This window comes from Sphingomonas sp. DBB INV C78, from assembly GCF_042693015.1.
Classification (GTDB): domain Bacteria; phylum Pseudomonadota; class Alphaproteobacteria; order Sphingomonadales; family Sphingomonadaceae; genus Sphingomonas_E.
This window is the reverse complement of the sequence record NZ_CP170544.1, coordinates 4,339,844-4,362,429: the sequence shown is the minus strand read 5'-3', so window position 1 is coordinate 4,362,429 and position 22,586 is coordinate 4,339,844. Positions and strand designations below refer to the sequence as shown.

The window sequence follows — 22,586 nt, the reverse complement described above, 5'->3', positions numbered from 1 at the left end:
TGCGTCCTGGAGGCCGTTAGCTCCTCGCCGCCGGAATGACGAATTGAACCGGAGACAGTAAAATGCGCGCCGAAGCGCAAGCTCACGCCGACAAGATCAACGACGCGCTAGCTCTGCTGCGCCGCTTTCTCGATTGGGATCGCGCGCTGCGCCGGCTCGACGAGCTCAACAACCGCGTCGAGGATCCCAAGCTCTGGGACGATCCCAAGGCCGCGCAGGAGGTGATGCGCGAACGCCGTCGTCTGGATGAGGCGATCAGCGCCACCCGCGCGATCGCGACCGAGCTCAGCGACACGATCGAACTGATGGAGATGGCCGAGGCCGAGGGCGACAGCGCCCTCGTCGATGACGGCGTCGCCGCATTGGCCGCGCTCGCCGAACGGGCCGAGCATGACAAGGTGCAGGCCTTGCTCGCCGGCGAGGCCGACGCCAACAATGCCTATATCGAGGTCAATGCCGGCGCCGGCGGCACCGAAAGCCAGGATTGGGCCGGCATGCTCCAGCGCATGTATGCGCGCTGGGCGGAACGCCACGGCATGAAGGTCGAGCTTGTTGACTATCACGCCGGCGAGCAGGCGGGCATCAAGTCCGCCACGCTGATGATTCGCGGCGAGAATGCCTATGGCCACGCCAAGACCGAAAGCGGCGTCCACCGCCTCGTCCGCATCAGCCCCTATGATTCGGCAGCGCGTCGCCACACCAGCTTCGCTTCTGTCTGGGTTTACCCGGAGGTCGACGACGATATCGACATCGAGGTGCTCGACAAGGATCTCAAGATCGACACCTACCGGGCCTCCGGCGCGGGCGGTCAGCACGTCAACACCACCGATTCGGCGGTGCGCATCACGCATATCCCGACCGGGATCATCGTCGCCTGCCAGAACCAGCGTTCGCAGCACAAGAATCGCGCCGAAGCGATGAAGCAGCTCAAGGCCCGTCTCTACGAGCAGGAGTTGCAGAAGCGCGAGGCGGAGGCGACCGCCGGCTATGAGGCCAAGACCGAGATCGGCTGGGGTCACCAGATCCGCTCCTATGTCCTCCAGCCCTATCAGCTGGTGAAGGATCTCCGCACCGGCGTAACCTCCACCGCGCCATCCGATGTGCTCGACGGCGAACTCGATCCGTTCATGGCGGCGGCGCTGTCGCAGCGCGTGACCGGCGAGAAGGTCGAGGTCGAGGACGTCGAGTGACGTTGCGGGCGCTCGCCGGGTTGGTGCTGGCGGCCGCGCTCGCGGCCTGCACTCCGGCTGCGCCCAAGAGCGATGCCGAAGTCGAAAGCAGCGATTTTCCGGCCGCACATCGGCCCGTCGCGCCGATCGTTTCCAACCGCTACTCGACCGAGGAGGCGCGCGATCGCCTGCGCGAAGCGGATAATGTGATGACCCGATCGGGCGTCGCCCGTGGCATGACGGTGGCCGATATCGGCGCCGGCGAAGGCTATTACACCATCCGCCTTGCCGCTCGCGTCGGCGAGGACGGGCGCGTGCTTGCCGAAGACATCGTGCCCGAAGTCCGCGATGCGCTGGCCGAACGCGTGAACCGCGAATCGCTCGACAATGTCAGCGTGCGGCTGGGCGAGCCGGCCGATCCCAAGCTGCCGGAATCGAGCTTCGACCGCATCTTCCTGGTCCATATGTATCACGAGATCGGCGCGCCTTATGAGTTCCTGTGGCGGATGCGCCCGGCGCTGCGCCCCGGCGGCCGCGTCGTCGTCGTCGATTCGGATCGACCGACCACCGATCATGGCACACCGCCCGCCTTGCTCGACTGCGAGATGCGGGCTGTCGGCTACTCGCTGGTTCAGCAGATGATGATGCCGCAGGCCGGCGGCTATCTCGCTTTGTACGAAGCCAAAGGCCCGAGGCCCGAGCCCAGCGCGATCAAGGCGTGCGTCTTGACCCCGGCGGCCGCGACCGCGGCCCAGCAAAAGTCCGCCAACCCGCACGATCAGTAGGCGGCACACGCCACTAGAGTTGGCCCATCGCGCGGAAGCTCCGCCAGCCGCCGGCGCTCAGCACCAGATGATCGACCACGCGGATGTCGAGCACCGCCAGCGCCCCGGCCAGCCGCCGCGTCGCGGCGAGATCGGCATGGCTGGGTGTGGGATCGCCGCTGGGATGATTGTGCGCCAGAATCACTCCGCGCGCATCGAGCCGCACCGCGTCGCGCGCAATGACGCGGATCGGCAGGTCGACCTCGCCGCAGGCGCCCGGCAGCCTTTCTGACAGTTCGATCAGCCTTCCCCGATCGTCGACATAAGCGATGCACAGCGCCTCGTGGCACAGCCCCGCCAGCAGCGGCGCGAAGTGCGCGATCGCATCGTCACTGGTGACGATCAGGGCGGGGCAGGACACGGTCACGATTTTTAGGGATTTGCGGGCGTTGCGAGGCAGCGTCCACGCAAGCTTGGTCCGATCCGGATGTCCGTTTCGGATGGGACCACTTGGCGACGGCGCGGGCACCGGCCATAAGCGGCGGCGATGGACAATTATCTCGCGCTTATCCGCCGCATCCTTGACGAAGGTGTCGAACAGGCCGACCGCACCGGTGTCGGCACGCTGTCGGTCTTCGGCCATCAGATGCGTTGGGATCTTTCCAAGGGCTTCCCGCTCGTCACCACCAAGAAGCTGCATCTGCGCTCGATCATCATCGAGCTGCTGTGGTTCCTGCGCGGCGACACCAACATCGGCTGGCTGAAGGACCGCAAGGTCCGCATCTGGGACGAATGGGCCGACGAAAAGGGCGATCTCGGCCCGGTCTATGGCAAACAATGGCGCGACTGGGAGGGGCCAGGCGGCGTCCATGTCGACCAGATCGCCTTGCTGATCGACCTCATCAACCGCGATCCGGCCTCGCGCCGCCAGATCGTGACGGCGTGGAACCCGGCCGATCAGCCGAAAATGGCGCTCGCGCCGTGCCACTGCCTGTTCCAGACGCATGTCGCGAACGGACGGCTGAGCCTCCAGCTTTACCAGCGGAGCTGCGACATCTTCCTCGGCGTGCCGTTCAATATCGCCAGCTATGCGCTCCTCACCCATATGCTCGCCCAGCAGTGCGGGCTGGAGGTGGGCGACTTCGTGTGGACGGGGGGCGACTGCCACCTCTATTCCAACCATCTGGAACAGGCGCGCGAGCAACTGACCCGCGATCCGAAGCCGCTGCCCAAGCTCGTCATCAACCGCCGACCGGATTCGATCGACGCCTATGAATATGAGGATTTCGCCTTCGAAGGTTACGAGGCGCATCCCCATATCGCAGCCCCGGTGGCGGTGTGAGCAAGCCGCGCATCACCTTCTTCGTCGCCCGATCGGATAACGGAATCATCGGCAAGGACGGCAAGCTCCCCTGGCGACTGCCGGAGGATCTGAAGCGGTTCAAGGAAATGACCATGGGCAAGCCGATGGTGATGGGCCGCAAGACGTTCGAGAGCTTTCCCAAGCCGCTCCCCGGCCGTCGCCATATCGTCCTCACCCGCGATCCCGCCTGGGCCGCCGAGGGTGCGGAGGTCGCGCACTCGGTGGACGAGGCCGTCGCTCTTGCCGGCGATGTCGAAGAGATCGCCGTGATCGGCGGCGCGGAAATCTATGCCTTGTTCATGCCGATTGCCGACTGCATCGAATTGACCGAGGTCCATCGCACCGTCGATGGCGACACGAAGATGCCGCCGCTGGGGCTGGGCTGGAGCGTCGCCAAACGCCAATTGGGCGGCCCGGACTTCGATTTCGTGACGATCGAGCGCAACCGCTGATTGTGCGCCCGTCGCCGCTTTCCTATAGCCCACACGCGATGGAGCGGCTGACCAACGATGCACCTTTGCCGGATCGCCTGCGCGGGGGTGTGATCGCGCTTGGCAATTTCGACGGCTTTCACCTGGGCCACCAGGCGGTCGTCGGCCGCGCGCGGGAGATTGCCGTGGCGCAAGGGCGCCCGCTGATCGTCGCCACCTTCGATCCGCATCCGGTGCGCTTCTTCCAGCCGGACACCCCGCCATTCCGGCTGACAACACTCGATCAGCGCGAGCGCCTGTTCGCCGCCGCAGGTGCAGATGCGATGCTGGTCTTCCACTTCGATGCCGAGCTTGCGAACGAGACGGCCGAGCATTTCGTGCGCGAGCGGATCGTCGACCGCACGGGCGCGGCCGCGGTGGTGACGGGGCAGGATTTCACCTTCGGCAAGGGCCGCGGCGGCAATGTCGCGGTGCTGGCGGAGCTGGGCGCGGCGCATGGCATCGCGACCGAAGCGGTGGCGCCGGTAGCCGATGCCAATGGTCAGATTTCGTCGAGCCGCATCCGCGATGCGCTGAAGGCCGGCGATTGCGAGACGGCGGCGATGCTCCTCACCCGCCCCTTCGCGATCGAGGGGCCGGTGATCCACGGCGACAAATTGGGCCGCGAGCTGGGTTTCCCCACCGCCAATGTCGACATGGGCCATTATCTACGCCCGGCTTATGGCATCTATGCCGTGCGTGGCCGCCTGCCCGATGGCCGCGTCGTCGGCGGCGCCGCCAATCTCGGCATCCGGCCGAGCTTCGATCCGCCCAAGGAATTGCTGGAGCCGCATTTCTTCGACTTCTCCGGCGATCTCTATGGCGAGACGATCGCGGTCGAGCTGATCTCCTTCCTTCGTCCTGAAGCGCGCTTCGACAGCCTCGACGCGCTGAAGCGCCAGATCGACGCGGATTGCGCGGAAGCCGCACGGCGGCTTGCGGCGGCCCCGGCGCTGCCCTAGTGCCGGCTGTCACTCAAAACTGAGCCCATATTCCATGTCCGACGCACCCGATTATCGCGAAACCGTGTTCCTGCCGAAGACCGCCTTCCCCATGAAGGCCGGCCTTGCGCAGAAGGAGCCGGCGATTCTGGCGAAATGGGCGGCGGACGATCTCTACGGGAAGCTTCGCCAGGCCCGCGCCGGGCGCGAGCGCTTCATCCTTCACGATGGCCCGCCCTACGCCAATGGCGACATCCATATGGGCCATGCGATGAACAAGGTGCTGAAGGACATCATCGTCCGCTCGCAGTCGCTGCTCGGCAAGGATGCGCCTTATGTGCCCGGCTGGGACTGCCATGGCCTGCCGATCGAATGGAAGGTCGAGGAAGCTTACCGCGCGAAGAAGCTGAACAAGGACGAGGTCGATCCCGTCGTGTTCCGCGCCGAATGCCGTGCCTATGCCGAAAAATGGGTCGACGTGCAGCGCGAACAGTTCAAGCGGCTGGGCGTGCAGGGCGATTGGGACGATCCCTATCTCACCATGAAGTTCGATGCCGAGGCGGCGATCGTCGGCGAACTGTTGAAATTCGCGGAAAGCGGCCAGCTCTATCGCGGCGCCAAGCCGGTAATGTGGTCGCCCGTGGAGAAGACCGCCCTGGCCGAAGCCGAAGTCGAATATGAGGACATCACCTCGACCCAGATCGACGTGGCGTTCGAGATCACGGAAAGCCCGATCGCGGAACTGGTGGGCGCGCATGCGGTGATCTGGACGACGACGCCGTGGACCATCCCGGTCAACCAGGCTTTGGCTTATGGGGAGGCCATAGACTACCAGTTGGTCCGGTTTGACACGATGGTCACGGGCAGCGCCGACAGTTCAGGTTTAGGCGCTGTCGCGGCGGAATATCTCTCGTTCCAAAAGCAGAGATTTCTCGTCGCAAAAGAATTGGTGAAGGCGTTCAGCGAACGCGTTCAGAAAGCCGTCGAGAATCAGGTGAAAGCCAAGCTGCCGGATGCGCTGGTAAGCTTTAACTTCATTGTGGATAGCGAGTTTGGGGGCTCCTCACTCGCCGGCACCATTGCCCGCCATCCGATGCACAAGCTCGGCGGCTTCTTCGCGAAGCCGCGCCCGTTCCTCGCGGGCGATTTCGTCACCACCGATACCGGCACCGGCCTTGTCCAGATGGCGCCGGATCATGGCGAGGACGATTTCCTGTTGTGCAAGGCCAATGGCCTCGATCCGGTGTTCGCGGTCGCCGATGACGGCAAATATCGTGAGGACTGGGCATGGCTGGGCGGTCAGGGATCGGTCATCAATCCCAAGTTCAACGCGCCCGACGGGCCGATCTGTTCGGATCTGCGCGAGGCCGGCGCGCTGCTCGCCGCCAGCTACGATTACAAGCACAGCTATCCGCATAGCTGGCGCTCCAAGGCGAAGGTGATCTTCCGCTGCACGCCGCAATGGTTCATCCCGATGGATCGGCCGATCGAGGACCGCGCCATCCCGCGCTGTGCCGAGGAAGAGGCGATCCTGCGCGTGCAAGGCAATGGCGCGACGCTCCGCCAGACCGCGCTCGACGCGATCGAGAGGACGCGCTGGGTGCCCGAAAAGTCGCGCAACCGCATCCATGCGATGGTCGATGGCCGTCCCGACTGGGTGATCAGCCGTCAGCGCGCCTGGGGTGTACCGATCGCGCTCTATGTGAACCGCCAGACCGGCGAATATCTGCGCGACGAGGCGGTCAACGCGCGCATCGTCGAGGCGTTCAAGGCTGGTGGCGCGGATGCCTGGTTCACCGCCGACCATCAGGCGCTGCTGGGCGATGCCTATGCCGCGGCGGATTATGAGCCGCAGAACGACATTCTCGACGTGTGGTTCGATTCGGGCTCGACCCACGCCTTCACGATCGAGGCACGCTATGGCGAGGGCGTGCGCGCCAACCTCTATCTCGAAGGGTCCGACCAGCATCGCGGCTGGTTCCAGTCGAGCTTGCTCGAAAGCTGCGGCACCCGCGGCCGCGCGCCTTATGATGCGGTGCTGACCCACGGCTTCGCGCTCGACGGGCAGGGCCGCAAGATGTCCAAGAGCCTCGGCAATGTCGTCGATCCCTTGAAGATCATCAACGAGAGCGGCGCGGACATCCTGCGCTTGTGGGTCGCCTCGACCGACTATTTCGAGGACGTCCGCATCGGCAAGGAGATCCTGTCGGGCACGTCGGACGCCTATCGCAAGCTCAGAAACACCTTCCGTTACCTGCTCGGCGCGCTCGACGGCTTCACCGATGCCGAGCGCGTGCCGGTGGCGGAGATGCCGGAGCTGGAGCGCTATGTGCTCCATCTGCTCGGCAAGCTCGATGCCGATCTCCGCCGCGCGACCGACAATTTCGAGTTCAACGCCTATGCCCGCGCGCTGACCGATTTCGCCAATAACGATCTGTCGGCCTTCTTCTTCGATATCCGCAAGGACAGCCTCTATTGCGATGCCGAAGGTTCGGTGAAACGCCGCGCCTATCGCACCGTGCTCGACACCTTGTTCCACGCGCTGGTCCGCTATGCCGCGCCGATCCTCTGCTTCACCGCCGAGGAAGTGTGGGGCACGCGCTATCCCGATGCGGAGAGCGTGCATCTGTTGGAATGGCCAGAGGTGGATGCCGGCTGGGCCAGTGAGACGCTGGCCGCACGCTGGGCGCAGCTTCGCGATCTCCGCGCGTCCGTAACCAGCGCGATCGAGCCGATGCGCCGCGAAAAGACGATCGGTTCGAGCCTTGAGGCCGTCGTCACGACGCCGATCCCGGCCGAAGATGCCAATGTCGATCTGGCCGAGCTGTTCATCGTCTCGCGCGTCGATGCTGGCGATGCGCTGGCGGTGTCCGTCGCCACCGATCACAAATGCGGTCGCTGCTGGCGCTTGCTGCCCGAGGTGACGCATGACGGCACACTTTGCGATCGTTGCGACGAGGTGGTGAATGGCTGAGGGCCGCTCCCGCCGCACGCTCGGCCTCATCACCGCGGCGATCATCTCCGGGCTCGATCAGCTCCTGAAATGGATCATGATCGGCGCGCTCGACCTGCAGACGGTGCGCGAGATCGAGCTGACCTCCTTCTTCAACCTGCGCTGGGTGGAGAATTACGGGGTCTCGATGGGTTTCCTCACCGCCGGCAGCGAGCTTGAACGTTGGCTGCTCGTCGGCATGACGGCGACCATCGCGACGATCGTCCTGGTCTGGATGTGGCGCGAAAAGAGCCGGCCGGACACGATCGCGCTCGGCCTCGTGCTGGGCGGCGCGCTGGGCAATATCGTCGATCGCGTGCGCTTCGGCTATGTCGTCGATTTCCTCGGGCCACATATCGGCGGCTGGTATCCCTTTTTGGTCTTCAATGTCGCCGACGCCGCTATTACCATCGGTGTCCTGCTGCTGGTGTTGCGCGCCTTTCTTGCGCGCGACCGATCCGATCCTGCGGAGAAATTGAATGCGTAAGGTTGTTATCGTCGCGGCCGCCACTGCCGCACTGCTGGGGCTTTCGGCCTGTGGCGGCAAGCAGGGCGGCGTCTTTGCGGGCCGCAGCGGGCCGGACGAATTCGCCGTCGCTCGCCAGGCGCCGCTGGTGATCCCGCCTGATTTCTCGCTGACCCCGCCCAAGCCGGGCGCCCCGCGCCCGCAAGAGGCCGATTCGTCGACCCAGGCGCTGCAGGCGATGTTCGGCGGCCCCGCTGGCCGCAGCGGCAGTGAAGCCGCGCTCACCAGCCAGCCCGGCCAGAGCGCCGCGCCCGCGATCCGCTCGCAGGCGGCCGATCCGGACACCACCGTCGTCGACAAGGGTGCCGTGACGCGCGACATCCTCGCCGCGCCGGAAGGTTCGGGCCAGGAAGCCACGGCGACCACCCCGCAATAAAAGTGGGGGCGCTGCCGCTCGCCCCTACGAACCAAATGGCCGGGGGATGAGGCTGCCGTGCGCCAGCTGATCCTCCGCCGCCTGCTCACCGCGCTGCCGACCCTGCTGGTGGTGGTGATTCTCTCCTTCGTGCTGATGAAGTTGGCACCCGGCGGCCCGTTCGACAGCGAACGCGCGCTCGATCCCGCGACCGAGGCCGCGCTTGCCAAAGCCTATGGCCTCGATCTGCCGCTCCATGAGCAGGTGTGGCGTTACCTCACCCGGCTGGCGCAGGGCGATTTCGGTCCGTCGCTGGTCTATCGCGATTTCAGCGTCACCGATCTGGTCGCCCAGGGGCTGCCCGTCTCATTGACCCTCGGCGCTGTCGCTCTGGCGCTCGCACTGGTGCTGGGCATCGGCGCCGGGCTGCTCGCCGCCGCGCGCGCCGGCCGACCGATCGATCACGCACTAATGCTCGGCATGACCTTGCTGACCGCGCTCCCGAGCTTCGTCACGGGTCCGTTGCTCGCGCTCGTCTTCGCGCTCTGGCTTGGCTGGCTGCCGGTTTCTGGTTGGGGCGATGGTGACGCGCCACATCTGGTGCTGCCCGTGATCGCACTGGCTCTGCCGGTGGCGGGTGCCATCGCCAAGCTCGCCCGTGCCGGCCTTGCGACCGCGCTCGAGCAGGATCATGTCCGCACCGCCCGCGCCCGCGGCCTTTCCCCCGTCCGCATCCTCTGGCGCCATGCACTGCGACCGGCATTGGTGCCGGTTGCCAGCTATCTCGGCCCCGCCGCCGCCGGGCTGCTGACCGGCGCGGTGGTGATCGAGACGGTGTTCGCGCTCCCCGGTCTCGGCAGCTATTTCGTCCAGGGCGCGCTCAACCGCGATTATCCGCTCGTGCTGGGCGTGGTGACGCTCTACGCCGCGCTGATCCTGCTCTTCAATCTCGTCGCCGACCTGGCTTATGGCTGGCTGGACCCGAGGATACGGGGGTGACGCTGGCACGACTTCCGCTCGCGCTGCTGCTGATGGTCGTGCTCGCCGCGATATTTGGTCCTTGGCTATCGCCGTGGAGCCATGACGCCATCGACTGGAATGCCGTCCGCGTGGCACCGGGCAGCCCTGGTCATATCCTCGGCACCGACGCCGTCGGCCGCGACCTGCTGGCGCGCGCGCTGGCCGGGACGCGTGTGACGCTGCTCGTCGCCGCCGCGGCGGCGTGCGTCTCGCTCGTGATCGGCGTCGCCTGGGGCGCGATCGCCGGCTGGTATGGCGGCAAGCTGGACGAAGCGATGATGCGCATCGTCGATGCCCTCTATGCGCTGCCCTTCATGTTCGTCGTCATCCTGCTGATGGTGCTGTTCGGCCGCTCGATCCTGCTCGTCTTCATCGGCATCGGTGCGGTCGAATGGCTGACCATGGCGCGCGTCGTCCGTGGACAGGTGCTGGCACTGCGCGAGCGCCCCTTCGTACTGGCGGCGGAGGCGGCGGGCGCACCGCCAAGGGCCATCGTCATCCGCCATCTGCTGCCCAATCTGGCCGGCGTCGCGATCGCCTATCTGCTACTCACCATTCCGCAGGTGGTGATGATCGAAAGCTTCCTCTCCTTCCTCGGCCTCGGCGTGCAGGAGCCGCTGACCTCGCTCGGCATATTGGTAAAGGAAGGCGCCGACGACATGGACATCGCCCCCCATGCACTGCTGCTGCCGGGATCGATCCTCGTCATCATCCTCGTGTCGCTGACCTTGCTGGGCGAGAAACTGCGGGATCGGTTCGCGTGACCGTCTATGCCGTGGAAGGGCTGACGGTTCGCGCCGGCGACCGGATGATCGTCGACGATGTGAGCTTCGCCATTCCGGCCGGCGGGTGCCTTGCGCTGGTCGGCGCATCGGGATCGGGCAAGAGCCAGACCTGTCTCGCACCCTTCGGCCTTTCGCGCCTCCGACCCAGCGGATCGGCACGATTATGTGGCGAGGAACTGATCGGCGCCGGTGAAGCCTGGCTTCGCGATATCCGCGGAAATCAGGCCGGATTCGTCTTTCAGCAGCCGCTGACCGCCCTCACCCCGCATCTCAAGGTAGGTGCCCAGCTTCAGGAAGCGTGGCGTCAGGCCGGAGCCGCGCGGCCCGATCGACGGGAGCTTGCTGCCCTGCTCGAACGGGTGGGACTGGATCGCGCCGATGAGCGGCTTGACCAATATCCGCACCGTCTGTCCGGTGGACAGCGGCAGCGGGTGATGATCGCCGCCGCCATCGCCCATCGCCCCAAACTGCTGGTGGCGGATGAACCGACCAGCGCACTCGACGCGAGCCTGCGTCGCGACGTCATGGCGCTGCTTGCGCGGTTGCGCACGGAGGATGGGCTCGCTCTGTTGCTGGTCAGCCATGATCTGCCGGCCGTTGCCGCTCATGCGGATCAGGTGGTGGTGCTGAATACCGGGTGCGTTGCCGAAGCCGGGCCGGCCGGTCAGGTCTTCACCTCGTCGCAGGTCGAATATACCCGCGCGCTGATCGCAGCGAGCCCGCGCCTCGCCGATCCTGCCTCCACGCTGCCTCCAACCGGCGAGCTGCTGGTGGAAGCCAGTGGGATCAGCGTGTCCTTTCCCCGCCCCGGCTGGCGGCGCGGGCGGATTGCGGCCGTGGCCGAAGCGTCGCTCAGGCTCCACGCAGGTGAAGGGCTGGCGATCGTCGGTGGATCGGGATCGGGCAAATCTACGCTGGGCCGCGCGATCGCTCGGCTTGGCCCGGCCGACAGCGGCACGGTGACGTGGCGCGGTACGCCGCTGCCGCCACGCGCCCGCATGACGCCGGCACTTCGCCGTCTGATCCAGCCGGTCTTTCAGGATCCGGTCGCCAGTCTCGATCCGCAGTGGCGGGTAGCGGATATCGTCAGCGAGCCGCTTCGCTATCTCCAGCCCCAGTTAAGCGGAGCACAGCGAGAGGATCGCATCGGCCAAGTTCTCGACGAGGTGGAACTGTCGCGCGAACTAACAGGACGACGCCCTCCGGAATTGTCGGGCGGACAGGCGCAGCGGGTCGCCATCGCTCGCGCGCTGATCGGTGGACCTGAAGCATTGCTGCTCGACGAAGCCACCTCCGCGCTCGACGTGCTCGTTGCCGGCCGCGTGCTCGATCTGCTCGAACGGCTGCAGCGGGACCGTGGTCTCGCCATATTGTTCATCACCCATGATCTGGCGATTGCGCGGCGCCTGTGTCGTCGCATCGCCGTGCTCGATGCGGGTCATATCGTCGAGGAGGGCGTGCTGGAGGATGTCGTGCGGCACCCCGCCCATCCCGTCACCCGCGCGCTGGTCGCGGCGAGCGTATGAAAAAGGGGCTGTGGTTACCCGCAGCCCCGAATTCCAATCGATAGAACTCTTAGAAAGCGACGCCGAGCGAGCAGACCACGCCGGCATCGACGTTGGGCAGATCGCCGAGATCGGTGTCGACATATTGGATACCAGCCGTCACCGGGCCGAAGGTCGCCGAAGCGCCGATCGCCCATTCGGTATAGCTCGACGGGCCGAGATCCTGGCTGCCGAGACGGCCGGTCAGCGTCACCGGCGTGTTCGGGATCGCCGCCGAGAGCTGACCGTAATAATAGATATAATCCTCATTGCCGGTCGCGTTGGACGAGGGCGCCCAGTTGATGCCGCCCTTGGCCGTGACCGGGCCAAAGGTGTGGGCGACCGAGACATAGGGCTCGAAATAGTCGCTGTCGCCCTCACCGTCCGGATAATAATAATAGACGATCGCGGCATCGACTGTGGTGCCGGACGCGACCTCGCCGGTCCAGCCGGCATAGAGATCGATTTCCCACTCGCCATAGGTGTCGGTGTCGTCGAGGTTCGACATCCACGTGCCGCCATAGAAGCCGCTAGAGTGGCTGAGGTTCAGGGTCGGCTGGATCGCGGGATCTTCACCCGACAGCGAAATGCCGCGGAAGCGATAGTCGGAAACCGCGGTCACGCCGCCGGAAAGCGTCCAGTCGCTGCTCGCTTCCTCATCGGCGGCGAAGGCCGGGCTGGCGACGGCCGTCACGGCAAATGCCGACAAGCCAAGGATAAGTTTGCGCATGAGAAACGTGTCCCCTTCTTATCTTCGTCGTTCCATTCCCCGCGCTTCCGGTGCCCGGGCCTCCTCTGCCAATGATGGCGGGGGCCGCGATTGCATCGGAAACAATCAGGTTTTGCTACACCCCTTTGCAGCGCACAAATAAAATCGGCGCTGCGACAAGGTGACCAAGTTCGACTGTTGCTGCATCGCAACAGATGATGTTGCTTTGTTACGCGGCGAAATCATCGCCGCTTAGGTCTTTTTTAGCAGGCGCGCGTTAAAAAGAGCTTCTCTTTGCCAGGAATATTTACCTTGCCCGCTTCTCCAGCCAGTTCGCCCGATCCTTCTGTCGAGCGTTTCGACCGGCTTTGTCGTGCCCTGCAGCTTGTCGACCAGCTTGCCGGTCAAACAGGGGCGCCGGCACATGATCCCGTGGCTGCAGCGGCCTATCCCAGCCTGGGAGCGATCAGCCGCCGACGGTTCGATGCGATCGCCTCGGAAACCGCCGCATTTGCCGCCGCCGGCATCGAGGTGCTGATGCGGCAGCGCGCCGCGCGCGGCGAATGCCGGGTCGCGGCGTCACGCCTTGCCGGCGAGATGCGTGCGGCGCTGGGCGAGATGGAAGCGCTGGCGCGGCGCTGAACGGGTCAGCGCCGCTCAACAAATCGGTCAAGCCCGCGCCTCAGATCGGCAATCAGATCGGCGGGGTCTTCCAGCCCGATATGCAGCCGCACCAGCGGCCCTTCCGCGGCCCAGCCCGTCGCGGTGCGGAGCGGCCGGGGATCGACGGGAAGCGCGAGGCTTTCATAGCCGCCCCACGAGAAGCCGATTCCGAAATGATCGAGATTGTCGACCAGATCGGCGCGGGCGGCATCGTCTCCGCCCGCCATCACGAAGCTGAACAGCCCGGTAGAACCCAGGAAGTCGCGCTGCCACACTTCATGGCCGGGGCAGGACGGCAGGGCCGGATGCAACACCCGCGCGACGCCAGGGTGCGTTTCGAGCCAGCGCGCGACTTCGAGCGCGCCGGCCTGATGCTGGCGCAGCCGCACATCGAGTGTGCGCAGGCCACGGCTACCGAGTGACGCATCATCCGGCCCGACATGCTGGCCGAACTGGTGGGTGGTCCGCCTGAGCGCCTCGAAACGCTCGGCGTTGGCCGTCACCGATCCCAGCATCGCATCCGAATGGCCGACGACATATTTGGTGCAGGCTAGGATCGTCAGGTCGACGCCATGGCCGATCGCCGGGAAGAAGAGCGGCGTCGCCCAGGTATTGTCGAGCAGGGTGACGATCCCGCACGCCTTCGCGGCCGCACAGATCGCCGGCACATCCTGCACTTCGAAGGTGAGGCTGCCGGGGCTTTCCATGAAGACGGCGCGCGTCTTTTCGGTGAACAGATCGGCGATCGCGGCGCCTGCCAGCGGATCATAATAATGGGTCGCGATGCCCATCGGGCCGAGCACATTGCGGCAGAAGGCGCGGGTCGGCTCGTAGGTCGAATCCACCATCAACAGTTCGTCGCCCGGCTTGAGCACGCTCAACAGCGCCATCGCCACCGCCGCGACGCCCGACGGATAGAGCATGGTGCCTGCGGCGCCCGGCTCGAGTTCCGTCAACGCGTCGGCCAGCGACCATTGGGTCGGCGTGCCGCGGCGGCCGTAATAGAGCCGGTCATTGGGGCTGGCGACCGCGGCGCGCAGATCGGCCACCGTATCGAACAGGATGGTGGAGGCGCGCCACACCGGCGTGTTGACCACGCCCTGCGTCCATTCCTTGCGCCGCCCCGCCTCGACGATCCGTGTCGCGGGGCGTAAATTCTTGTCGTCGCTCATGCCGGTCCTGTTGCCTTGGGCGTATCGGGATGCACGCCCCACTCGCTCCACGATCCGTCATAGAGCGCCACATCATCCTTGCCGATCAGGTGGGCAGCAAACAACAAAGTCGCCGCCGTCACCCCCGATCCGCAGGTCGTTACCATCGGCCGGGCGAGATCGACGCCGGCGGCAGCGAACGCGGCACGGATGCCGGCCTCGTCCTTGAAGGTGCCGTCGGCATTGAGGAGGCGATCCATCGGCAGGCTGCGCGAATGCGGGATATGCCCTGGTGCGAGCCCGCGCGGATCGCCTTCCTCGCCGGTGAAGCGTTTCGCACCACGGGCATCGACAACCTGCTCGGCCTGGGCGTCGACATTGGCGAGCATCTGACCGAGAGCGCGCACGCCGGCTTCATCCTTCCGCGCGGTGAAGCGGCCGGGCCGGGAGGACTGCACGCCGGCATCGAGCGGTCGCGCTTCGGCCTGCCATTTCTGCAGGCCGCCATCGAGGATCGCGACGTCGCGCTTGCCGAAGGTGCAGAACATCCACCAGGCGCGCGCCGAGGTACGGTGCGGCGTCGTGTCGTAAAGGACGATGCGGTCACCATCGCTCACGCCCAGCGCAGCCATCCGCCCCGCGAACTGCTCCGCCGGCGGCAGCATACCGGGCAGCGAGGAATGGGGATCGGCAAGCCCCGCCAGCCCCATGAAGACCGCGCCGGGAATGTGCGCCGCTTCATATTCGGCCGCCGGATCGCGGGCCGGATCGAGCGGATAATAGCTTGCGTCGATGACCTTGAGGTCGGCCGCGCCAAGCTCGCTTGCCAGCCACTCCGTGGAAACCAGTGGGTCCATCGCCTGCTCCTTCTCCGCCGCCCTAGCGGATCGCGGAACGGTGCGCGAGGTTGCATGGCGCTTCCCCCGTGCCTAGTTGGGGGCCATGAACCCCATCCATCTCGGCCAATCGAGCGCGCTGCCTGCTTCCCCAGAAGAAGCGGTGCTCGATTATGTGCCCAATCCGCGGACCGGCAGTCTTTATCTGGTGCGCTTCGCCGCGCCGGAATTCACGTCGCTCTGCCCGGTCACCGGCCAGCCCGATTTCGCGCATCTCGTGATCGACTATGCGCCGGGCGAGACGATCGTCGAATCCAAGTCGCTCAAGCTGTTCCTCAGCAGTTTCCGCAACCATCGCGCCTTCCACGAGGATTGCACGGTCGGCATCGGCCAGCGGCTGTTCGACGAGATGAAACCGCAATGGCTGCGGATCGGCGGTTACTGGTATCCGCGCGGCGGCATTCCGATCGACGTCTTCTGGCAATCGGGCGCGGCGCCGGCCGGCCTGTGGGTGCCCGATCAGGGCGTTGCGCCCTATCGCGGCCGGGGCTGAATCTCGCGACATTTCTTCCCGCCGGTTGCGGCAAGTTGAGGAAGTTGAGGGTTGCCAGCGCATTTTTCCACGACCCGCGCAGGCAAGTCTGCGCGGCGAGGTGCGCGCATCGAAACTATGCCCCAAAGGCGCGCCAAGGGCGCTTGATGATCCTGAAATATGCGATCTTATCAAGATATTGCCGCCCTGCCCTTATGAACATATAGGGAACATATCAGAGCAGAGCAGTGTAGGACAGCGGCAGTCCAATGGCCCTGACGGAGCCGCTTCAGCGCGACGACGAGGCGACAGCGACGCGCCGGTTACGCAACATGAGGCGACTATAGGGTCACGCAAGCGCGCAGGGACGCGACACAAGAGCGTCACCCCGGTCGCGGCGACGCGACTACCCCGCGCCGGGCAAGTCACAGGCACGCACCGCCAACCTGCATCCATGGCTCGTCGAGACACGCACGCCTGATAGCGACGTCTGCTGTTCGTCGCACGCTGCACTCCAATCAACCGCACACCGATCGGAGTTGTCGTCACGTTCATCTGCGCGAAAGGTTCGCCTGAACAGGCAGAACATCCATGACGTTCAAGTGCGGCTCCGCACCGCTCGTCTTATGGAAGTAAATGGAGGGGGTTTTGGTGGTCTAATACACCATCACGCGAGCGGGGTTCTGAAAAATATAGGCGATCATGTGTGACTAACTGATCGCGTCCAAAGGAGTTTTGCGATGACTGTCATTTCCAAAGGCCCAAAAGCTCTTTTGTTGCTGGCGATGCTTACCAGCGCGGCATCGGCCAGCCTGGCGGCGCAGGAGCAGGACCAAGCCGAGGTTAAGGACCCGATGACCGTAACCGCCACGCGACCGACCGCGGGCCCCGAGATCAAGGGCATCATTTCCGCACGCAGCGGCGACAAGATGCAGGTCACCGCGGCAGATGGCACCAACACGGTTATCGTGATCAACGATGACACGAAGATCACCGCCAGCAAGGGCGTCTTCGGGCTCAACCGCAGCAAGCTCGCCGCGACCTCGCTGCTCAACGGCCTGCCCGTCACCGTGAAGACGTGGCAATCCGCCGATGGGCAATCGGGTGAGGGCCTGCTGGCGAGCCAGATCAACCTTCAGAACAAGGATCTGAAGACGGCATCGATGATCCGCAACGGCACCGACCAGCGTTTTGCCGAACAGACTGCGGCAACCGAGGCGTTGCGCGGCCGCATGGGCGACATCGACCAGTATAATGTGAAAAGCACGACGACCGTGAACTTCGACACGGGCAAGGCGGCGCTGTCACCCGAGGCGAAGAACGAGCTCTGCACTGCGGCGGCCACCGCGGAGGGCATGGAAAATGCCCTGCTGCTGGTTGTGGGTTACACCGATGCCACGGGAAGCGAGGATTTCAATCAGCAGCTCAGCGAGAAGCGCGCCGGCAGCGTCGTCAATTATCTGCAGCAGGCCTGCGGCTGGAAGCCCTATCGCATGCTCACCCCCACGGGCATGTCCGAAGCGGACCCTCTGGCGGACAATGAAACCGTCGAAGGCAAGGCGCAGAACCGCCGCGTTGCGGTGAACATCCTGGTCAGCAAGGGCCTGGATGGCCTGTGAGACGCCGGGGCCGCCTCATCGAGGCGGCCCCTACTTCGTTTAACGCGCCCGGATGAACTGGCGCACGTCGGCGGAGAGTTTCCGCAGATCGTCCTCGCGCACATACATCATGTGGCCGGACTCATAATAATGGAACTGGATGCGGCCGTCCTTGGGCATGCCGGTCCGCGACAGCGAATATTCCGCCGCGAAGAAGGGCGTCGCGAAGTCGTAATAGCCCTGGCCGACGAAGATCCTGAGGCCATTATTCTCGCGCAGGCCCTTACCGATGTAAGGTGCTACGTTCATATAGACTTCCTGGTCACGGCCGGCGCCTTCCAGCTTCCAGTCCCAACCCTTGACGCCGCCGATCGAGATATAGTCGCGGTCGGTCTTGAAGCCGAGCGTTTCGCGCGCATAGCTGTTCATCGCGGCGGCATAGGCGCCGTCGATGCCGTAGAAGCTCGGATCATTGTCCGGCTCCTCGCCCGCCGAGTCATAGTCCTTGCCGGTGTAGCGGCTGTCGAGCCGGCCGACCGTGAGCCCGCGATCGCGCAGCAATTCCTTGTAGAAGCGGCCCGGCAGCACGCGGAGATCGGCGCGGTCGAGGAATTGTTCGGAAAGGCCGGTGAAGCGCGAAAGCTCGGCCCGGACGCTCGCCCGCTCCTCGGCGCCGAGCGCATTGCCCTTCAGAAGCGCAGTCGCATAGGGGCCGGCGGCGAAGGCGCGCGCCTGTGCCACGAACTCCTCGACGGTCGCGGTGCGGTTGGCGACCTTGTTATGATACCAGGCGGTCGCCGCCATCGACGGCACATTGAGGATGTGGGTCATCTCGTTGCCGGGCGTGTCGGCGCCGGCCGCGAAATCGAGGATCGTCGAGATCAGGATGACGCCGTTGACCGAGACATCGTTATAGGTGCCTTCCAGCTCGTTCAGCAGCGCCGCCGAGCGGGTGGTGCCATAGCTTTCGCCGCCGATGAACTTGGGTGCGTTCCAGCGGCCATTCTCCGCCAGCCACAGGCGGATGAACTCGGCGATTGACTTGGCATCCTTGGTGACGCCCCAATAATCCTTCGGATCCTTCTTGCCGAGCGCGCGCGAGAAGCCGGTGCCGACCGGATCGATGAAGACGAGGTCGCCCACGTCGAGCAGGCTCTCCGGATTGTCGACGATCGGGTAAGGCGGCGCGCCGTCATCGCGGGCGTCCGAAGGAATCGCGACGCGCTTGGGGCCGAAGGCGCCCATGTGCAGCCACAGCGAGCCCGAGCCGGGACCGCCATTGTAGAGGAAGATCACCGGCCGGTTGGGATCGGCCTTGCCCTCCTTGATGTAGGAGGTGGAATAGATCGCCGCGAGCGGCTTGCCGTCCTTGTCCTTCAGATAGGTTTCGCCGGCGACCGCCTTGTAGCTGATCGCCTGGCCACCGAAGCGGCCGGTGTGCCGCGTGACCGAAACGGTGGGCGGAGCGATCTCGGGCGACGGTTCGGCCTTTTCGACCTTCTTGTCAGCCTTGTCGGCATCCTGGGCGTAGGCAATCTGGGGGAGCGCGGCGATGGCGCAGGCGAGCAGCAGCGACCTGAATTTCATGATCTCAGAGCAGTCCTCTTATGGACCGCACGTGCCCCGATCCCCCCAGACCTCGGCGCATACGGTGGTTTGGAGGGCTTGGACTAAACCGGAGGGGCACTGTTTTGCAACAGTGTTACAGTAGTTTGATCTCACGCAATCGTTGCATCAGATAGTCATGTGCGGTGATCGGCCGGGGATAAAGATCGGGCCGATCGGCGGATATGCAGCCCGGTAGCGTCTCGATCAGGAAGTCGGGGCGGAAGTGCAGGAAGAAGGGCATCGAATAGCGGGAAAAACCGCGCCGTTCGGGTGCCGGGTTTCGCACGCGGTGCGTGGTCGAGCGCAGCACATTGTTGGTAAGGCGCTGGAGCATGTCGCCGACATTGACGACCAGCTCGCCCTCGCGCGGCTTCACCTCCAGCCAGCGGCCTTCGCGGTCGAGCAGTTCGAGGCCCGCCTCCTCGGCGCCGAGCAGCAGGGTGATGGTGTTGATATCCTCATGCGCGCCGGCGCGGATGCCGGGCGCGTCGGGAGAGACGGGCGGGTAATGGAGCAGGCGCAGCACGGAGTTGCCGTCGCGGACCGTATCGTCGAACCAGGCGGGATCGAGATCGAGATAAAGCGCGATGGCCGAGAGCAGGCGCCGTCCGGTCGCGTCGAGGGCATCGAACAAGGCAAGCTGGGCGTCGTGGAAATCGGCGACTTCGTCCGGCCACAGATTAGGCAACATGAATTGCGCGAACGGGTGGCCGGCGGGCAGCTCGCGGCCGACGTGCCAGAATTCCTTGAGATCGGACTGGATCGCATCCTTCGCGGTCTCGACGCCGAAGGGGGTGTAGCCCCGCGCGCCGCCGGTGCCGGGGACATGGTAATGGCGTTTCACCGCATCGGGCAAAGCGAAGAAGGCGCGGGCGGCGGCATCGGCGCGGGCGATGAGGGCGGGGTCCACGCCGTGATCGGCGACGATCGCGAAGCCATAGGTCTCGAACGAGTGGCCCAGCGCTTCGGCCAGTTCGGCGGGGTCGAGGCTGGCGAGGGAGACGGCGGTTGAGAGACTCATTGAGACTATATAGCGGCCGGCTCAGCGCTTGCGGAAGATGATCTTCTCGCCGAAGCGTTCGAAGGTAAGACCTTGATCGGTAATGGGAAGATGGGTGTCCTGGAAGGCGATGCGGCCTAAATCGTTCGGTGTGAAGCGCACCTCGATGTGGCGGCCGCCCTGCTTGAGATCGAGCGGGAAGGGATCGCTGACCAGTTCATATATCGGGAGAAGGACCCGGATCGCGGCGGGCGGATGGGCGGGATCGAAGGCGATCTGCGCCTCCCCGCGATAATCGACCTTGCCCTCGATCGGATAGATGCCGTCGCCAACGAGCGCGAAGGAGAAGAATTGCGGCTGCAGCCCCTGCGGCAGGACCAGCTTCGCCACCACCAGGCCAGCCTGTTCGGCCCCGAGATCCGAGAAGCTGTAGACGGGCGGGCGCACCGGATCGCTTTCCAGCACCACCGCGCCTTCCGAAACGCTCCATTGCCCCGCCGCCACTTCGTCGAGCGCGCCGTAGGACAGGCCATAGTCGAAACGCCCGTCGGGATGGAGAACGAGTTCGGCGGCGAGCTCCATGCGGGAACCGTTATAATAGCCCGCTATGTCCGCGGGGACGGGCGCGGGAGCGGCCTGGGCCAGCAGCAATGCGGCGAGCAACGACATCGAACTATTCCCTTCCGTCATGCTGAACTTGTTTTCAGCATCCACCGTGCAACAGGCGCCGACACCGATTGCCGCACGCTGGACCCTGAAACAAGTTCAGGGTGACGGCGGTGGAGGGCGTCACCGCCCCTTGAACAGCCCGCCCAAAATGCCGCGCACGAGCTGGCCGGCAATGCCGCCTCCGGAAGAGCCGCGGCCGCTGCCGCCGAAGATCTGGCGGCCGATCTCGTTCGCCACCTGGCGGCCGACCGACGAGGATGCCGATCGCGTCGCCGAGGTGATCGCCTTGTCCCAGGCGCCGGGCTTGGCATCCTCCTTCGCCTGGCGCGCCGCTTCGCGTGCGGCTTCGCGCTGGGCGGCGAGACGATCGCGCTCCGCCTCCTTGGCGAGACGCGCCGCCTCCCGCTCGGCAGTGATGCGGGCTTTCTCATCTTCCTTGGCCTGCACGGCATCGAGCTTGGCCTGTTCGGCCGCGGCCTTGGCTTCGGCAGCGGCGGCCTGCGCCTCGCCCGCCTTGGCGGCCAATATCTCCTCGGCCGATTCGCGATCGACCGCATTTTCATATTTGCCGTCGACCGGCGAGACCGAACGGATGATCGCGCGCTCCTTTTCATTGAGCGGCCCAACGCGGCTGCACGGCGGCTTGATCAGGGTCCGCTGCACCGGCGACGGCGAACCATCGGCCTGAAGCAGCGAGACCAAGGCCTCGCCGACCTTCAATTCGGTGATCGCAGTTTCGACATTGATGTCGGGATTGGCGCGGAAGGTTTCGGCGGCGGACTTCACCGCCTTCTGATCGCGCGGCGTGAAGGCGCGCAGCGCGTGCTGGACGCGGTTGCCGAGCTGGCCCGCCACCTTCTCGGGAATGTCGATCGGGTTCTGGGTGATGAAATAGACGCCGACGCCCTTGGATCGGATCAGCCGCACCACCTGCTCGATCTTGTCGAGCAGCGCATCGGGCGCCTCGTCGAACAGCAGATGGGCCTCGTCGAAGAAGAAGACGAGCTTGGGCTTTTCGGGGTCGCCCACCTCGGGCAGCGTCTCGAACAGTTCGGAGAGCAGCCAGAGCAGGAAGGTGGCGTAGAGCTTGGGGCTCGCCATCAATTTGTCGGCGGCGAGGACATTGACGAAGCCCCGGCCCTGTTCGTCCGCACCAATGAAATCGGCAATGTCGAGCGCAGGTTCGCCGAAGAATTTGTCGCCGCCTTGGCTTTCGAGCTGGAGGAGCTGGCGCTGGATCGAACCGACGCTCTGCTTGGTGACATTGCCGTAGCGGGTGGTGAGATCGGCCGCATTCTCACCGAGATAAGCGAGCATCGCCTGGAGATCGCCGAGATCGAGGAGGAGCAGCCCCTGTTCGTCGGCGACGCGGAAGGCGATCGACAGAACGCCTTCCTGCACATCGTTGAGGCCCATCAGCCGCGCCAGCAGCAGCGGCCCCATTTCCGATACGGTGGTGCGGACGGGGTGGCCCTGTTCCCCGAACAGATCCCAGAAGATCACCGGATTGTCGGCATAGGCCCAGTCAGTGTAGCCGATCTCGGCGGCGCGCGCGGCCCAGACCGAATGCAGCTTATCGGTCGGGGACCCGGCCAGCGCCATGCCGGACAGATCACCCTTCACATCGGCGACGAAGACGGGCACGCCGAGCTTCGAAAAGCCTTCGACGATACCCTGCAAGGTCACCGTCTTGCCGGTGCCGGTCGCGCCCGCGACGAGGCCGTGGCGGTTGGCGCGGCGAAGATTGAGTTCCTGCGGCCCTGCCGTGGGGCTCGCCCCGATGAAGATGCCCGTCGCGTCGGTCATGTCATCTACTCCATCTTCACGCCGAAACAGGTTTCAGCATGACGATGGCGTTTAGGCAATCGGCGTGTTCCGGATGGCCAATTTG

22 protein-coding genes are annotated in these 22,586 nt (G+C 65.2%); 14 read left to right on the top strand and 8 right to left on the bottom strand.

Annotated features, from left to right (window positions below):
- The first annotated feature begins 62 nt into the window (after positions 1 to 62).
- Together prfB and ACFB49_RS20780 are read left to right on the top strand one after the other, a co-directional pair.
- Entirely contained in the window at positions 63 to 1,190 is a 1,128-nt protein-coding gene (gene prfB / locus ACFB49_RS20785; RefSeq protein ID WP_380873422.1) for a peptide chain release factor 2, read from the top strand.
- Positions 1,187 to 1,954, top strand: coding sequence for a class I SAM-dependent methyltransferase (locus ACFB49_RS20780; RefSeq protein WP_380873420.1), 768 nt, complete (start codon positions 1,187 to 1,189; stop codon positions 1,952 to 1,954). Before prfB ends, ACFB49_RS20780 begins: the two co-directional genes overlap by 4 nt.
- Before the next feature lie 13 nt (positions 1,955 to 1,967).
- Here ACFB49_RS20780 and ACFB49_RS20775 read toward each other — a convergent pair whose 3' ends face one another.
- Complete coding sequence (locus tag ACFB49_RS20775) at positions 1,968 to 2,360, bottom strand: JAB domain-containing protein (RefSeq protein WP_380873418.1); 393 nt, start codon at positions 2,358 to 2,360, stop codon at positions 1,968 to 1,970.
- A 120-nt stretch (positions 2,361 to 2,480) separates the two neighbouring features.
- On the opposite strand from ACFB49_RS20775, the gene ACFB49_RS20770 reads away from it, so the two are divergent.
- Genes ACFB49_RS20770 through nikE form a run of 9 tightly spaced genes read left to right on the top strand, consistent with a single transcriptional unit; the run spans position 2,481 to position 11,911 of the window.
- Positions 2,481 to 3,275, top strand: coding sequence for a thymidylate synthase (locus tag ACFB49_RS20770; RefSeq protein ID WP_380873416.1), 795 nt, complete (start codon positions 2,481 to 2,483; stop codon positions 3,273 to 3,275).
- Complete coding sequence (locus tag ACFB49_RS20765) at positions 3,272 to 3,748, top strand: dihydrofolate reductase (RefSeq protein WP_380873415.1); 477 nt, start codon at positions 3,272 to 3,274, stop codon at positions 3,746 to 3,748. The genes ACFB49_RS20770 and ACFB49_RS20765 overlap by 4 nt, the downstream gene beginning before the upstream one ends.
- A 38-nt stretch (positions 3,749 to 3,786) precedes the next feature.
- Positions 3,787 to 4,728 (top strand): bifunctional riboflavin kinase/FAD synthetase, encoded by a 942-nt coding sequence (locus tag ACFB49_RS20760; protein WP_380873413.1) that lies wholly within the window; start codon positions 3,787 to 3,789, stop codon positions 4,726 to 4,728.
- 34 nt (positions 4,729 to 4,762) lie between these two features.
- Positions 4,763 to 7,681 carry an isoleucine--tRNA ligase gene (ileS, locus tag ACFB49_RS20755; RefSeq protein WP_380873410.1) on the top strand — a complete coding sequence of 973 codons (2,919 nt, stop codon included), beginning with the start codon at positions 4,763 to 4,765 and terminating at the stop codon, positions 7,679 to 7,681.
- Positions 7,674 to 8,186: a signal peptidase II gene (lspA, locus tag ACFB49_RS20750; RefSeq protein ID WP_380873409.1), complete on the top strand. Its 513-nt coding sequence runs from the start codon at positions 7,674 to 7,676 to the stop codon at positions 8,184 to 8,186. The genes ileS and lspA overlap by 8 nt, the downstream gene beginning before the upstream one ends.
- Positions 8,179 to 8,601 carry a DUF3035 domain-containing protein gene (locus tag ACFB49_RS20745; RefSeq protein WP_380873407.1) on the top strand — a complete coding sequence of 141 codons (423 nt, stop codon included), beginning with the start codon at positions 8,179 to 8,181 and terminating at the stop codon, positions 8,599 to 8,601. The genes lspA and ACFB49_RS20745 overlap by 8 nt, the downstream gene beginning before the upstream one ends.
- Positions 8,602 to 8,658: 57 nt before the next feature.
- Positions 8,659 to 9,579, top strand: a complete 921-nt coding sequence (locus ACFB49_RS20740) for an ABC transporter permease (protein ID WP_380873406.1) — start codon at positions 8,659 to 8,661, stop codon at positions 9,577 to 9,579.
- Positions 9,576 to 10,364 carry an ABC transporter permease gene (locus tag ACFB49_RS20735; protein WP_380873404.1) on the top strand — a complete coding sequence of 263 codons (789 nt, stop codon included), beginning with the start codon at positions 9,576 to 9,578 and terminating at the stop codon, positions 10,362 to 10,364. Before ACFB49_RS20740 ends, ACFB49_RS20735 begins: the two co-directional genes overlap by 4 nt.
- On the top strand, positions 10,361 to 11,911 hold the full coding sequence (gene nikE / locus ACFB49_RS20730) for a nickel ABC transporter ATP-binding protein NikE (RefSeq protein ID WP_380873402.1): 1,551 nt from the start codon (positions 10,361 to 10,363) through the stop codon (positions 11,909 to 11,911). Before ACFB49_RS20735 ends, nikE begins: the two co-directional genes overlap by 4 nt.
- 49 nt (positions 11,912 to 11,960) lie before the next feature.
- On the opposite strand, the gene ACFB49_RS20725 is transcribed toward nikE, so the two are convergent.
- A complete protein-coding gene (locus ACFB49_RS20725) occupies positions 11,961 to 12,659 on the bottom strand; it encodes a TorF family putative porin (RefSeq protein WP_380873401.1) in 699 nt (232 codons plus the stop codon).
- Between the two features lie 291 nt (positions 12,660 to 12,950).
- Here ACFB49_RS20725 and ACFB49_RS20720 point away from each other — a divergent pair, with 291 nt between their 5' ends.
- The gene (locus ACFB49_RS20720; RefSeq protein WP_380873400.1) at positions 12,951 to 13,280 is read left to right on the top strand and encodes a hypothetical protein; all 330 of its coding nucleotides are present in this window, start codon (positions 12,951 to 12,953) and stop codon (positions 13,278 to 13,280) included.
- A 5-nt stretch (positions 13,281 to 13,285) separates the two neighbouring features.
- Here the strand turns inward: ACFB49_RS20720 and metC are convergent, their stop codons facing one another.
- On the bottom strand, positions 13,286 to 14,473 hold the full coding sequence (gene metC, locus ACFB49_RS20715) for a cystathionine beta-lyase (RefSeq protein WP_380873397.1): 1,188 nt from the start codon (positions 14,471 to 14,473) through the stop codon (positions 13,286 to 13,288).
- A complete protein-coding gene (locus ACFB49_RS20710; protein WP_380873394.1) occupies positions 14,470 to 15,309 on the bottom strand; it encodes a sulfurtransferase in 840 nt (279 codons plus the stop codon). The genes metC and ACFB49_RS20710 overlap by 4 nt, the downstream gene beginning before the upstream one ends.
- Before the next feature lie 85 nt (positions 15,310 to 15,394).
- On the opposite strand from ACFB49_RS20710, the gene queF reads away from it, so the two are divergent.
- The gene (gene queF / locus ACFB49_RS20705; protein ID WP_380873392.1) at positions 15,395 to 15,841 is read left to right on the top strand and encodes a preQ(1) synthase; all 447 of its coding nucleotides are present in this window, start codon (positions 15,395 to 15,397) and stop codon (positions 15,839 to 15,841) included.
- 719 nt (positions 15,842 to 16,560) lie between these two features.
- The gene (locus ACFB49_RS20700; protein ID WP_380873390.1) at positions 16,561 to 17,439 is read left to right on the top strand and encodes an OmpA family protein; all 879 of its coding nucleotides are present in this window, start codon (positions 16,561 to 16,563) and stop codon (positions 17,437 to 17,439) included.
- Positions 17,440 to 17,478: 39 nt separating this feature from the next.
- Here the strand turns inward: ACFB49_RS20700 and ACFB49_RS20695 are convergent, their stop codons facing one another.
- The 4 genes from ACFB49_RS20695 to ACFB49_RS20680 form a co-directional block, all read right to left on the bottom strand.
- The gene (locus ACFB49_RS20695) at positions 17,479 to 19,005 is read right to left on the bottom strand and encodes a S10 family peptidase (RefSeq protein WP_380873388.1); all 1,527 of its coding nucleotides are present in this window, start codon (positions 19,003 to 19,005) and stop codon (positions 17,479 to 17,481) included.
- A gap of 115 nt (positions 19,006 to 19,120) precedes the next feature.
- The gene (locus ACFB49_RS20690) at positions 19,121 to 20,047 is read right to left on the bottom strand and encodes an isopenicillin N synthase family dioxygenase (protein ID WP_380873387.1); all 927 of its coding nucleotides are present in this window, start codon (positions 20,045 to 20,047) and stop codon (positions 19,121 to 19,123) included.
- A gap of 21 nt (positions 20,048 to 20,068) precedes the next feature.
- Complete coding sequence (locus tag ACFB49_RS20685; RefSeq protein ID WP_380873385.1) at positions 20,069 to 20,695, bottom strand: hypothetical protein; 627 nt, start codon at positions 20,693 to 20,695, stop codon at positions 20,069 to 20,071.
- 120 nt (positions 20,696 to 20,815) lie between these two features.
- Positions 20,816 to 22,501, bottom strand: a complete 1,686-nt coding sequence (locus ACFB49_RS20680; protein ID WP_380873383.1) for a helicase HerA-like domain-containing protein — start codon at positions 22,499 to 22,501, stop codon at positions 20,816 to 20,818.
- Between the last annotated feature and the right edge of the window lie 85 nt (positions 22,502 to 22,586).

What these genes read in the sequence shown, in the direction of transcription:
- prfB (WP_380873422.1), top strand. Translation starts at nt 63, where the DNA reads ATGCGCGCCGAAGCGCAAGCTCACGCCGACAAGATCAACGACGCGCTA.
- ACFB49_RS20770 (WP_380873416.1), top strand. Translation starts at nt 2,481, where the DNA reads ATGGACAATTATCTCGCGCTTATCCGCCGCATCCTTGACGAAGGTGTC.
- ACFB49_RS20760 (WP_380873413.1), top strand. Translation starts at nt 3,787, where the DNA reads ATGGAGCGGCTGACCAACGATGCACCTTTGCCGGATCGCCTGCGCGGG.
- ileS (WP_380873410.1), top strand. Translation starts at nt 4,763, where the DNA reads ATGTCCGACGCACCCGATTATCGCGAAACCGTGTTCCTGCCGAAGACC.
- lspA (WP_380873409.1), top strand. Translation starts at nt 7,674, where the DNA reads ATGGCTGAGGGCCGCTCCCGCCGCACGCTCGGCCTCATCACCGCGGCG.
- ACFB49_RS20745 (WP_380873407.1), top strand. Translation starts at nt 8,179, where the DNA reads ATGCGTAAGGTTGTTATCGTCGCGGCCGCCACTGCCGCACTGCTGGGG.
- ACFB49_RS20725 (WP_380873401.1), bottom strand. Translation starts at nt 12,659, where the DNA reads ATGCGCAAACTTATCCTTGGCTTGTCGGCATTTGCCGTGACGGCCGTC.
- metC (WP_380873397.1), bottom strand. Translation starts at nt 14,473, where the DNA reads ATGAGCGACGACAAGAATTTACGCCCCGCGACACGGATCGTCGAGGCG.
- ACFB49_RS20710 (WP_380873394.1), bottom strand. Translation starts at nt 15,309, where the DNA reads ATGGACCCACTGGTTTCCACGGAGTGGCTGGCAAGCGAGCTTGGCGCG.
- queF (WP_380873392.1), top strand. Translation starts at nt 15,395, where the DNA reads ATGAACCCCATCCATCTCGGCCAATCGAGCGCGCTGCCTGCTTCCCCA.
- ACFB49_RS20700 (WP_380873390.1), top strand. Translation starts at nt 16,561, where the DNA reads ATGACTGTCATTTCCAAAGGCCCAAAAGCTCTTTTGTTGCTGGCGATG.
- ACFB49_RS20695 (WP_380873388.1), bottom strand. Translation starts at nt 19,005, where the DNA reads ATGAAATTCAGGTCGCTGCTGCTCGCCTGCGCCATCGCCGCGCTCCCC.
- ACFB49_RS20690 (WP_380873387.1), bottom strand. Translation starts at nt 20,047, where the DNA reads ATGAGTCTCTCAACCGCCGTCTCCCTCGCCAGCCTCGACCCCGCCGAA.
- ACFB49_RS20685 (WP_380873385.1), bottom strand. Translation starts at nt 20,695, where the DNA reads ATGTCGTTGCTCGCCGCATTGCTGCTGGCCCAGGCCGCTCCCGCGCCC.
- ACFB49_RS20680 (WP_380873383.1), bottom strand. Translation starts at nt 22,501, where the DNA reads ATGACCGACGCGACGGGCATCTTCATCGGGGCGAGCCCCACGGCAGGG.